10 protein-coding genes are annotated in these 12,787 nt (G+C 43.8%); 1 reads left to right on the top strand and 9 read right to left on the bottom strand.

Going from position 1 to position 12,787, the window contains the following annotated elements:
• Positions 1–76 precede the first annotated feature (76 nt).
• From OCU36_RS06120 to sbcD, 3 genes are all read right to left on the bottom strand, one after another.
• Entirely contained in the window at positions 77–220 is a 144-nt protein-coding gene (locus OCU36_RS06120; RefSeq protein WP_261839506.1) for a DUF2256 domain-containing protein, read from the bottom strand.
• A gap of 283 nt (positions 221–503) precedes the next feature.
• Positions 504–4,226, bottom strand: a complete 3,723-nt coding sequence (locus tag OCU36_RS06115) for an SbcC/MukB-like Walker B domain-containing protein (RefSeq protein ID WP_261839505.1) — start codon at positions 4,224–4,226, stop codon at positions 504–506.
• A 6-nt stretch (positions 4,227–4,232) separates the two neighbouring features.
• A complete protein-coding gene (sbcD, locus tag OCU36_RS06110; protein WP_261839504.1) occupies positions 4,233–5,486 on the bottom strand; it encodes an exonuclease subunit SbcD in 1,254 nt (417 codons plus the stop codon).
• A gap of 352 nt (positions 5,487–5,838) precedes the next feature.
• Here sbcD and OCU36_RS06105 point away from each other — a divergent pair, with 352 nt between their 5' ends.
• Positions 5,839–6,609 carry a class I SAM-dependent DNA methyltransferase gene (locus tag OCU36_RS06105; RefSeq protein WP_261839503.1) on the top strand — a complete coding sequence of 257 codons (771 nt, stop codon included), beginning with the start codon at positions 5,839–5,841 and terminating at the stop codon, positions 6,607–6,609.
• A 136-nt stretch (positions 6,610–6,745) separates the two neighbouring features.
• On the opposite strand, the gene OCU36_RS06100 is transcribed toward OCU36_RS06105, so the two are convergent.
• From OCU36_RS06100 to OCU36_RS06075, 6 genes are all read right to left on the bottom strand, one after another.
• Complete coding sequence (locus OCU36_RS06100; protein ID WP_261839502.1) at positions 6,746–7,747, bottom strand: DHH family phosphoesterase; 1,002 nt, start codon at positions 7,745–7,747, stop codon at positions 6,746–6,748.
• Between the two features lie 308 nt (positions 7,748–8,055).
• Complete coding sequence (locus OCU36_RS06095; protein WP_261839501.1) at positions 8,056–9,465, bottom strand: hypothetical protein; 1,410 nt, start codon at positions 9,463–9,465, stop codon at positions 8,056–8,058.
• Positions 9,466–9,563: 98 nt separating this feature from the next.
• Positions 9,564–10,187: an OmpA family protein gene (locus OCU36_RS06090; protein WP_261839500.1), complete on the bottom strand. Its 624-nt coding sequence runs from the start codon at positions 10,185–10,187 to the stop codon at positions 9,564–9,566.
• A gap of 8 nt (positions 10,188–10,195) precedes the next feature.
• Complete coding sequence (locus tag OCU36_RS06085) at positions 10,196–11,749, bottom strand: TadE/TadG family type IV pilus assembly protein (protein WP_261839499.1); 1,554 nt, start codon at positions 11,747–11,749, stop codon at positions 10,196–10,198.
• A gap of 1 nt (position 11,750) precedes the next feature.
• Positions 11,751–12,311 (bottom strand): tight adherence pilus pseudopilin TadF, encoded by a 561-nt coding sequence (tadF, locus tag OCU36_RS06080; RefSeq protein WP_261839498.1) that lies wholly within the window; start codon positions 12,309–12,311, stop codon positions 11,751–11,753.
• Positions 12,298–12,780: a TadE/TadG family type IV pilus assembly protein gene (locus tag OCU36_RS06075; protein WP_261839497.1), complete on the bottom strand. Its 483-nt coding sequence runs from the start codon at positions 12,778–12,780 to the stop codon at positions 12,298–12,300. The genes tadF and OCU36_RS06075 overlap by 14 nt, the downstream gene beginning before the upstream one ends.
• Between the last annotated feature and the right edge of the window lie 7 nt (positions 12,781–12,787).

The following is a 12,787-nucleotide window of genomic DNA, read 5'->3' as shown; positions in this document are numbered from 1 at the left end:
ATGAGTTACCTTGCAGATTAAATATTAACTCGTTAAATGAGTGGTTATTATCTGTAGATGGTTAAATAGAGACAGATTATGTCGATTTCGTTTTTTGCCGACGACAGCGTTCCGAACAATAAATTACCGTTTCCCAACCACGCTGCCACTTCTTACGCCATGCGAATGGTTTTTGACAAACTGGGCATGTCTTAGTCGGTAGATATGGTTTCTTGTGCATGGCCCCTCCTCGTCGATGCGTTCACTTTCTACGTCCAGTAGAAATTCCTCACTTTGGGGAATGACAAAAGTAATACCAACAAACCCAGATTCCTTATTACGTTCGTTTCTTACTTTGGGGAATGACGGCTACTTTTTGATCGCTCCTGACTTTAAGGAGTGACGGCGTAGTGATTGATGACAACGCCCGACTCCGTCATCCTCGAGAAGGAGGAACGACTGAGTCGGGGATCTGCTTCATCTAACTCTGTTTCTATTTCTGCGCTGATGAACAGGACTAGAATCTAAGCAACAACTTTGTACTGCTTCTCCATCTCACTGAAGCCTAAGCCAGAGTGCTTGGTCACTTTCAGTTGAACAGGTACACGCTCTTTCAATGCTTCAACATGGCTGATCACACCAATCATCTTGCCTGACGCGTTTAAGTTATCTAACGCATTCAGGGCAATATCCAAGGTATCACTGTCTAGTGTGCCGAAACCTTCATCAAGGAACAGAGAATCAATACTGGTTTTGTGACTCACAAGATCAGAGAGCGCCAATGCCAGAGCCAAGCTCACCAAGAAACTTTCGCCACCGGATAAGGTTTTAGTATCACGCATCACATCGCCCTGCCAAGTATCCACCACTTGCAGTTCTAACCCGTCATCGGCTTTGCGTTTTAACTCATAGCGGCCATGTAAACGTTGCAACTGCTTATTAGCGAGATACACCAAGTTTTCAAGTGTTAAGCCTTGAGCAAACTTACGGAATTTATCGCCGTTCTTAGAACCGATAAGTGAGTTCAGACGTGAGATATCATCAAACTCCAACTGCTGTTCTTCGATCTGTTTGAACAAATCTTGTTGATTGCTACGATTCTGTCGATCAGTCTCTAGGTTGGCAGAAATGGCACCAATTTGAGTCGCATGATTTTGCTGTTCGTTTTGACATTCCGCCGTTGCCAGTTCTACCTCACTTTGCGGTAAGGCACTCCACGTTGTGGCTTTTTCATGACTGAGTAACTCAACTTTATTCGCTTTAGCACTGCTCAATCTCGCCTGTGCGCTGACGATGGCTTCTTCAAGTCTCTTCTTCAGACTTTTCAACTGTGTGATTACTGTTTCATCCAGTAATGCAGACTCAAAATCAGCATCATTTGCAAAAGGGCTCGATGCTAACGCCTGTTCCCACAACTGTTTCACCTCTACTTGTGCTTGCTGTTTCGCCGCCAGTTCTTCGGTATACCCCGTGAGCTTGGTTTGTTCGGCTCTATGGTCGAGTTCACAACGGTTAAATTCAGCTTGCGACACCTCCAATTTAGTGACAGCGTCACTCATTTTTTGTTTTATCGCTTGAATCGCTGATTGGACGTCATTGTCACCAAATAACTCAGATCTTGATTCAGTGATTGATGCTAACTCTTGGGTTAATGTTTCTAACTCTTGATTTGAGCTAGCGATCTCTCTGGTGAGCGATTCCAACTTGTCATCAAGCGATTTTAGTTCAGCACGCAGACTAATTAACTGTTTATCGCAGTCATCCTGTTGCTGTTTAGTGGTTTGCCAAAGGTTAGAGGCTTGCTGTTTTTGGGAAAACCAAGCGTCAATGAGTTCGAGTTCTGGCGCGTCAATCGAGGCGTTCACAATACTCTCTTTGAGTGCCGTCCACTGCTCCGCTTTGGATTGAGCGCACTTTTCAGCTTGTTCATGCTGAGCTTGCGATTGCAGGGTTAAATCCGTCAGCCGCTGTTGTGCTAACGCTAAGTTAGACTGGGCTTTTTCGACCATCATACTTGCCGTTGTACGTTGTTTTTCAGCTTCAAGGTACGCATGACTCGCGTCAGCCATTGCACGCAATTGACGAATGACGTCGTTAAGTTGTTGCTCACACGATTCAACAAACACACTGACTGTTTGACTATCTCCTACAGATTCAATAAGCGGTAGCGTGATAGTTAGCGTCGCCTCTTGAGATGCAAAACTCGCTTGGGCCTGCTCAAGTTTACTGAGGGTGTTTGCCCAATTTTCCCTGCTTTGTTCAACATCAGCCTGTGCGCGTTGAAGTTCGTCTTTAAGCCCATTGATGATTGGCGCAAGCGAATCCAACTGCTGCCGATGTTCTGTGCCCTCTTTTTGAATAAGTGCGAGATCGGCCTCTTCACGTTCTTTTTGTAACATCAGATCCGTCAGATCTTGGGACGGTTCAATCGCATGATGGGCTGATCCACATAAAGGACAATCCATTCCTGGCTTCAGCGCAGCACGATACTTTGCGAGTTCACCTTCTTGATCAATTAAGCGAGTTAAGCGTTCGAGTGATGTTTTGTTGCTTTGGTAACGCTCAAGCAGAACTTCACGCTCTTTGGTCAAGGTATCTGACAACTGAAGCTTGTTGGCAAGCTCTGCATGTTTAACTTCGATACGTTGAGTGGCTTGCAAGTAGCCTTGATGAATATCAACTAAGGTATGAGTATGACGGCTCCAATACTCAAGCAGATCTTTATTCGCATTCAATACCACTTCACTTGTCTGTTGTTGCAATGATTCCAGTTCAAGCTTGGCATTATTCTCAACTACCACCCGCTCTGTGAATGTTTTATCTTGTGCGAGTTTCGCCTCATGAGAGGTTTGGACTAACGTTTGTTGTGCATCTAGCGCTTGATTCGCACGTTGAACGCCCTTGAGTAATTCACTGTGTTGCTTTTCAAGTGTTCGAACTTGGTCAACCTTAGCCTGCCATTGGCCTAGGTATTTTTCGAAGTGCTTATCGGCTTGATGGGTTGCTAAATACTGGGCATCGCGCTCTTGTTGTTGTTGAACAGCAGCAAGAGTTTTACTCAATACCGCGTGTTTATGGCGCTGTTCAATATCTCGTTCATTCAGTATGTTAACGTTTTTATCAACGGCAACTTGTTTATCTTTAAGTACCGAAATCTGGGTATCAAGCGGTCGAACATGCTCAATAATTTTTTCTTGCTCTTGTTGTTGTTGTTTTACTTGCTCAACCAACACGTTTTGTGTTTTAAGCTTGTCGCTAGCGGCTGATTTCTCGGCATTTCGCTGAGCAAATCTTTTGGTACTGCTTTCAAGGTTTGCTTGAATCGCTTGCACTTCTTGATCGCTGCGCTGCACATCTTTATACAATGGGCGTAGCTTTTCTGCGGGCTCGCTTTTCGCTAAACGATCCAGAGAGGGTTGGTTGTCTGAAAGCGTATCTTGCGCCTGTTTTAAGTCCTGTTCGCCATTAACGATCGCAAAGTCGGCTTTGGTGATATCTTTCCACCAGCTTAAATGCGCGTTCCATTCAACCAGTTGTTGAGCTAATACGGTTTGTTCGGTTTCTCGTTTATCCCGTTCAGTGAGTAGCGCTTGAATCTGCTCGTCTGATAGCAAGCTGACCCCTTCAGCCTTAGCTTTTAGATGATTGAGAGACTCTTCGCTCGATTTGAAGTGATCATAGATCCGTTCTGAAATCAGGCTGTAAACTTCGGTGCCGGTCAGCTCTTCAAGCAGTTCCGCTCGATCATTTGCATTGGCATTCAAGAAAGCGGCAAACTCGCCTTGTGACAACATGATCGACTTAGTGAAGCGAGAAAAATCCAAACCCGTGACGGATTCAACCATCTTGATTTTCTTAGTCAGCTGCGTTTCTAGAACTGCATCGCTATCTGCATCTGCAAACTCACACGTTGGCGTTTGCAGTGCACCATCGTGCTTGCCGCGAGCTCGTTTATGATGGAAGTTCGAACGGTACGTTTTCCCTTTAACTTCAAATTCAATCTCAGCAAAACATTCACCCGTGCCACGCGTCATCAGCTCGTTGGTGCCTTTGGCAATGCTTTTCAAGCGTGGCGTACGGTGAAACAGTGCCAAACAAATCGCATCAAGAATGGTGGTTTTGCCCGCACCTGTGGGACCTGTGATCGCAAACAACCCGTTTTCAGCAAAAGGTGACTGTGTAAAATCGAGTTTCCAACGACCTTTCAAAGCGTTCAGGTTTTCAAATTCTAAGCTTAAGATTTTCATTCTTGATTACTCTTCCGTACCGTTTAAATCGTCAGTTCCGTGAGACACTTCAGCAATCACTTGCTTGAACTTGATCGTCATTCTTTCTAAGCGTGCTTTCTCTGTCTCACTTTCAAACACTTCGAGTGCGATACGTTTTTCAAACACATCCATGGGTGTGAGTTCCGCTAAGGTTTCCGCTGATTCTCGCGCTAACACTTGGTTACGGCGCTCTCTTGCTCTTCTTAACTGCAGCACTTCAACGTTTAGGCCTTCGGTTAAGGCTCGCATGCGTTCTTGCAAATCTGATAGGTAGTCTTGTGCATGAACCTCAATCGACAACCACACGCTTTGCCCCTCTTCCAACCCCGTATATTGATTCAGTTGAGACTCAATCTCGCTCAAGTCGCCTTTGATTTCAGCCAAGGGTTGGAAGTTAGGAACATCAAGTTGAGAAATGGTACGTTCGCCTTGCTCAAACTCAACCATACACACCTGCTTTTGCGATTTAAGCTCGTCAAAACTGAGCGGAATGGGTGACCCGCAGTAGCGAATGTATTCACGTTTCGCGACCACTTGAGGACGATGAATATGGCCAAGTGCGATGTAATCAGCATTTGGGAAACCGTCGGCAGCAAAACCATCTAAATTGCCAACATAGATATCCCGCACCGAATCAGACTGCTTGACCCCCATTGCTGTTAAATGCCCTGTGGCGATGATGGGCATGGTTTCACTGTTCGCTAAAGTCTTGCGTTTTTCGACTGCTGCATCGTAGACACCTTGATAGTGCTGCTGAATCGCAGCGCCCAGTTGCTTCTGACGCTCAACCCCCGACACACCCGCTTGGCTAGTTAAAACATCGCGCGGGCGAATGAAAGGAGTTGCACAGACTAAAGCCTCAACCTTGCCGCTCTTGCCCTTCAATTCAACAACCTGAGTCGCATAATCGTCATTCGTGTTGGGGATCACATCCGCGCCCATGCACTTCAATAATGGCTGTGTTTCTTTAAGCACAGATACGGAATCGTGGTTACCGCCTAATAGCACCAACTGGCAGCCGATATTATTCGAGTCGACAACAAACTTGTTGTACATCTCACGGGCATAACTGGGTGGTGTGCTGGTATCGAAAATATCACCCGCGACGATAATCGCGTCGATATCATGCTCAGAAACTTGCTCTAACAACCATTGTAAAAAACGTTCATGCTCGTTTTTACGACTTTTATTGTAGAAGTTTTGGCCAAGATGCCAATCGGAGGTGTGAAGAATTTTCATTGCGGCTCACTGGATATCTGTAATACCTGTAATCTACCAAAATAGTTCGCACAATTCTTTTTTATCAAAGCGCTTTGGCTACATAAAAAGCCTGATCATGCCACTCGGCGTAACGGGTTACTCATCAACAGTGTGAACCAAACTCATCATCGACTATGTTCATATTTATTACCGCCCCATTTCTCTGGATTGCTCTCGCGGTGTTTGTTCCATTAGAGTTCCGCACTACAACCCAATACGCATGAAGTAAACCCTCAACAATCGCTGCCAGCAACAAAGATTCGCTTGTTATTTTGACGTTCTAGTTTACTATGCGCCACCCCACTTTTTTCAGCTAATGCTGTAGGCCATTATGTCCGCCAACGCACTCTACACCGACCTATCGAGTTACTATGATTTAATGTGTGTCGATATTGACTACCAAGCGCAAAGTAACTGTATTCGCCGGCTACATCAAATTTTCGGAAACAATGGGAAAAGTCACTTAGATCTTGGTTGCGGCACAGGCCCTCACGTTCGTCATTTCATTGACTACGGCTACCAAAGTAGTGGCCTTGATCTCAACAAGCCAATGTTAGACATCGCTCAAGTTCGCTGTCCAGAAGCCAGCTTTTCAGTGCAGAACATGAGTAATTTTACCGTAGCTGAACCACTGGATCTGATCACTTGCTTCTTATATTCCATCCATTACAACGATGGCATTGAGAATTTTAAAGCCTGCATGGCAAGCGTTCACAACGCGCTGAAACCCGGCGGCGTATTTTGCTTTAACGTAGTTGACAAAGATGAGATCAATAATGAGCTATTTGTTCGACACACAACGAACCAACAACAAGATGCTTTCACTTTCCGTTCTGGTTGGTACTATTCTGGCGAAGGCAATAGACAAGCGCTAAAACTGAGTATTGAAAAGACGAGCGCAGGCAACACTCAGGTATGGAATGATGAACATCCTATGGTGGCTTTCTCGTTCAAAGAATTGATTGAAATGGTCGAGCCTAATTTTGAGGTTCACCTTTTCGAACACGATTACGATAAGTTGTTGCCGTGGGATAATGTGTCTGGCAACGCGTTGGTTATTTGCGTAAAAGCGCAAGACACTTTGCCGAAAAGCGACGGTTAATTGAGTGATAAAACAGCCTGACATAACGTTGCCTTGAAACGACGTGTACACCAATGCCGATGTAAAGCCAGCGTACGGTGTCATTTTGAGCGACTCATCGTTAAAAAGAGAGGCACATTGGCCTCTCTTTTATCGTTTATTTCGCTTCACTGCATGCTGAATAGTAACTCTCAATGCATGAGATAAAATGAGCTTTGTTCATTTCATGCAGCTGATTAATTCCTGCAGCGGCTTTTCGTCCGCCACCCGTATCAAAACGGGAACAAATTTCATCAGCCCCAATCCGGTTTGATAATGGTGCTCGCAAGCTAACGGTATACGACTCACCCTCTTGGTTTTGGGTGAGCACCGCTTGTGCTCGATAAGGGTCTTGATTAACGAGATCATTGCCAAATACACCACTGATACGACGCGCCCAACTTTCACTCGGCAGTTCAAACACTCGAACTACTTCACTCTCATAGGTCGCAACAAGGCTCGATAGCTGTTGGCGATCAATATGATAGGCATCACGAAGACGATAAAATATCGACGCTTTATCCGTCAAAAGCTCAAATGGGTTTGGATACTGGTAAAGCGTTCGGTAGAGTTCAGCGGGTGTGACATGTAAATCACTCAATGTGCTACCATAACCGTTGTAATTGACTAGAGTGCCAAGCTCTTGCAAAAAATCAATGTCGGCTTGATCCAATCCATTGTCGAACGCTAGCTGCATAGCAACCGCTTTAAGGTTGTCACCAAAGGCAGCGGCGATAGCCCATGTCACATACGCACCGTCCAACTTCTGGTTTATCAACAAGCTCGTACAACATTCGGGAGAAGTATTAATTAACGTATCAAGGTGACGAGAAACCGGTACATCTCCTGTACGATGATGATCGCAATAAAAAACGTCAATATTCGCATCAAGCAGTGCGCGCAATGCCGATCTATTTTTCTCCATCGACACATCTAAGATCGTTGCAGATGTCACATCAGCTCGATTGTCCCGCTCGGCTATTTGCTCAACCACTTGAGCAACCAACTGAATATCTCGCTTCACACCGGTAATCAGCTCACTCTCTTTCGGCTCACTTAAGCGCAATTGCAACAACGCTATAATACCGTCTGCATCGCCATTAAATACATCGTAATGCATATTGTTCCTCTTCCTTTGATCGTTCACTGTCTATCCGTCATCAAATAACCCGAAGGTAATATGTCTGCTCTTAATTACCTCTCACTATTCTAGTTTTATTTCAGCGCGAGTTAAGTCTATTTTGGAATGGCTTATTCTCATTAGATGACAAAAGATTGGCAAAAAAAAGAGCCGCGGTATGCGACTCCTTATTTAATTATGGGCTTTAAAAGACGTACTCTTGAGTAATGTAGATATCCCCGAGATATTCCCGAGATATTCCCTTCAAAAAGTATATTCTCAAACAGGAACTGCCACAGTCATTAATCTTAGCTCATATTGAGTAGACAAATAAATTTATTCTCAGAGGTCTTATCATGCTTTCCGCCCTGACCAAAGGAGTAGACTTGACCTTGTTTAGTCCAGTAACTTCCAGAAACGAGATGTGCATTTTGTGCTAGATATTCATAAGCGGTTTGACTCGGTAAACTCGACGATAAACGTTCGCAATATTGCGTCGCGTCAGCACGATTTAAGAAAACATCTTGAGTTTTGCTATTTTCTCTCAGCTTAGGAATAAGATAAGTAAACGCTTTATCTTTGTAGAGCACTTTATTTGCGTATTGATTTGTCTCTTTTTTCCCTGGCGACTTTACTGTCTCAGCGGTGCGAGGCTGTAAAATGCTCTTAGAAAATCCAGTGCTGGCTTGTGACTTATGAGGCTTGTTCGCCCCTTCCGTGATGACCTTATTTGGGGATGCTTTGGGGGTGCTCACTAGGCTTGAAAATGGGAAAAAGTAATCGCCACCATTCTCAAGATTTAACTTAAGTGACTGTCTTTTATCGCCATTCGTGACACGAACATTATAAATACCCACGTAATTGCCCGCCACATCGACCCTTTCTCCAGAACCGACTTCTTGGTCATTTATATAGAAAACCGTTTGTGGTGAATTTGAACGGAACACAAAGCGGACCTTATCCAAGCCCAACGCTTGTCTAAGCTCAACTTCCGTATTTGCACTGTAATTGTGTTTATAGCTGGCATCGGCTGTAAATGAAAGATCACCATTTAATTTTTGGGTTGCGTCAATCACTCGAAAATTTGTCAGTTTAATACGCGATAATCCGCCTTTACTCAGAACGAACGCGTTCTTGATGGACGGTAAATTTCTGTTCACACAGGTAGAAAGGCTTTCAGAAACGTTGCACTGTAAGCGACCAGAATAAGAGTCATTAATCACACGTTTTGATTCGTCCAGATGACGAGACTTGATCTGTTCGTAGAGAGAAAGAAGCGCATCACTCTTTTCTCGCTCAAATTGACTTGCCTTCTGCTGTTTGTTTGAGAGTTGCTGTTTTGTTTCTACGAGCAATTTTCCAGCCGTCTCAATGTCCGTTTTCATTGAGTTCACTTTGGCTGACATATTTCGTAAGGTCAGTATTAGAGATTCGTCGTATACACCATCGATCAATTTGTCTTTTAAACGGGTCGAGTCAGATTTGATCATATCAATACTGCTTTCTAACTTGATCTTGTTTGATTCAATTTCAGTGTTTAACTCGTTGTAATGCGAAATGCTCTCATCAATATTCAATGATCCGTATTGTTGCTCATAGGAGGCATTGATGTTGTTTAGTTTATCCTGCTCATTAAAGTCAATGAGCTCGGATGCTGCTACTACACCACTCCACCCTACAACCGCCATGATGGCTATTGCTGTCTTATATTTATTCATTGCCACTCTAATACTACCCACCCTACCGCAATTTCTAATACTTCACCCTAGCTCGAGTAGTAAGGTGAAGTTCTATAATTTGATACCAATTTCTATTTTCACTGTTTTTCCTCAGAAGACCAAATTTCTGAGCGTCGATTTTTCGCTCGACCTTCCGACGTAGCGTTAGAAGCAATCGGTTTAGTTTCACCAAATGATCGAACAACAATACGATTTTTTTCAACGCCTTTCGAGACTAAACCATCGGACGTAGTCAATGCTCTCTTGAGGCCAAGTGCTTGATTGTAACCTTTAGAACCCGTTTTGTCAGTGTGTCCATACACGGTAATCGGACTATTGGTCACTTTTAACGAATCGGCTAACTCATTTAATGCTTTATTCCCCATGGGCGTTAAGTTGTATTGGTCAAAGCCAAAATGAAGGCGTGCTAACAACCCGTGTCGTTCTTGGTTGCTGATCCAAGTCTTACATCGCGACTGTTCCAAACCTAAGTTTGACTGTTTCTGCAGCGCTTGCTTTAACTCGCTGTTGTCAGACTTCTGTGTTATCTGCAGAAAGCCCTGTCGATGCTGAGCGACACCGACAATATCATCGACAATGACACTATGTTGGTATTCACTGAACGCAGTGTCACAGTATTCACTAACGCCATCTTTAGCATTGACAGCAAAGCTAAACGGTAATGTCGAGATGATGACTGCACCCATTACTAAATTTCTCATATTGTCCTCTAGTACAACTTAGTTATTCCGCTCGTTTTTGAACCTTTACGGATGAGTTTTTCTATCTTTTCAATCAACTCATCTAGGTTAGATACATCGATGATGTCTTCCTGCGAGTCGATAACACAGTCTTGAAAGCCACTTTGTTGAGAAGCTCGAAAGTTGATACCGATAATCCCTATGTATAGACCGGGGATCTCTTGTCTTGCTTTGTTGCACATGCCCGAGCTTACAAGTTGTCGAAGAATGTTGTTATTGGGTGATTCCTGTCCATCACTTAGAATCAGTAACATCTTAATTTTCTTATTATAAGCTTGCTGATCTTCTTGAACGGAACTATGAGGGTTACCCTCATTTAAGATTTGAGAGCCCCTCAATATGCCTTGGTAAGCGTTAGTACCACCGTTAGCCCACATAGTGGAAATCGGATTCAAATCTGTTCGCTTATTGGTAAGCCGAATGTTGTGAAACTGTGATACATCTTGGTCACCAAACCCATTGAATAAATTCACGCCCGTCACACTGTAGTAGTTAGACTTCAATAATGATTTGTCGGTTAACATGGTATTCACTGTAGACGGAATATCAACATAGTTATAGACATCTGCAACGTTAGATCGGCTGGAATCAAGGACATCTTTTACCCGCTTAGCGTACTCATGATTTTCTGCTCTTGGGTTATAACAGTATGATTGCCAACGAGCACAGCTGTTTACCTGTTGCCTTGTTTTTCCTCTCCAGGCATTCCAATCAACATCATTATACGAATACGATGAAGTGTAGGTTCGATAGTTATTTTTATAACTCAACTGACTTGTCACATGCACTTGATTTCCAGGGGCTACTTCTCTGGTTCGTACGTTATAGGGCACAAAGCCGACTCGGTTAAGCAATTTATCGCTGGCCGACTGTGGCCCTGGCTCATCACACACTTCTTTCCAATGACCATTGACGAGTTGTCGACGAGTCGATGAACAAAGAATCTTATCCGATATTCGATTAATGGCCGTTTTCAAGTCGTCAATTTTTCTATGTCGATGTTGGCCCCATCTGTCTTTCATCGATCCTGAAAAATCCGAGACAAAAACAATATCGATATTGTTATCCCCTAGGTATACCGGGTACTTTCTCGCTAACGAACGGCCAGCGAGTGTCTGTTGCGCCTCAAACGAAGGAATGAAACTACTCACAAACCAAGAATCATGGGTCGTTTGTGCGTTTACGGTATATTGGATGTACTCAAGGACTCCCGCCCCCTCATCTTCTGCTTGATGAACTCTGACGGCAGACAGTTTCTTTGATTTGATGTCTCGGACATAATTGTCGACATATTTTTTAGCCAAAGAATTCGCCGTATTCGGCTGATCCTGAATCGTCACCGCTAATGCTGCGGCCTCTGCTGAATCTCTTAGCCGACTGGTTTCTTGCACATATCGTGTACCTTCAACCGCCCAAAAGGTAACGCCCATGATAGGCACGAGCAATAAGCCCATCCAGACCGCGGCCACCCCTTTCTGTTTTTGCAGGCTTGAGCTTGAATACTGATATCTTGGTATTCTCATATCATCTCCCTGGCATTATTGACGAAGAGGCAATCTTAACCATTGATTTAGTACCACCATCAAAGAAGGGCTTGAGCCAAGAACGATTTTCTTCACAAAGAGTGACTCGATATAATGGATAAACCTTTCCTTTTTCGACAGGGGCTAAATCGGCATGTTCGAGAATAGAATCGGAGTTGCACTGTAAGCTCCTAAACTTATGACTGGAAAACTCAGCCACATTACGCTTATTTATTAATGACTCGACTTTGATGGCCACATCTTCCGGTGGTGTATCCAGCATTCGACTGGCGACTGTGGTTAAATCTCGTAGCTCTGCATTGGTCACAGAGAGGTTTTTTCCGGCTAGCACCTCACCCTCAAAATAACGAGATCGCTCTTTTATGATATTGACTAAAGCAAAACTTGATCGATCGAGCTTTGCTCGCACAAGCAGTTGATAACTTAAGTCTGCAGCAAACAAGTAGATGCCGCCCAGCGCTATGATGACGAATACCAATTCGATGGTAAACGAGCCGCGCTGACGCTTTAGACCCATTATATTTAGGCTACTGAGTGTCATCTTTCCAGCCCTCATGCTCTAAATTCAGCACCATAGTGCGCGAAATATTTTTATCAGACGATCCTGAGAATTTAATCACTGGCGAGTAACGGTAAGTCACCGTGATCTCTGCAAGAACATAAGAAGAGTCTAAGTCTTGCGCTGAATATCCTCTGTTGGCGATAAAGTCGGAATAGTTTTTGAAATATTTACCTTGTATCGAGAACCGTGAACGATCAATGAGGAAATGCCATAAGCTATTATTGTCCTCGATAAGCGCTTTAAACTTATTTTCATATTGCTGATTAATGCTTTTACCTTCATATATTTTTGTGTTCCTAATGGTTTCTCTAAGAGAATATTCCGTCATGTTCACAATATAAATTTGGTAACTCGATTCGAAAATCGTAAAAGTGACAAAAAACAAAGCGATTGCGCCCAACACGAACTCAATCGATGTCGCTCCTTTTTGCCGATAAAAACATCTCATCACTAAA

Origin of the sequence: Vibrio artabrorum, from assembly GCF_024347295.1 — a bacterium.
Lineage (GTDB): Bacteria > Pseudomonadota > Gammaproteobacteria > Enterobacterales > Vibrionaceae > Vibrio > Vibrio artabrorum.
The sequence above is the reverse complement of the archived record's forward strand: the minus strand, read 5'-3'. Positions and strand labels throughout refer to the sequence as shown.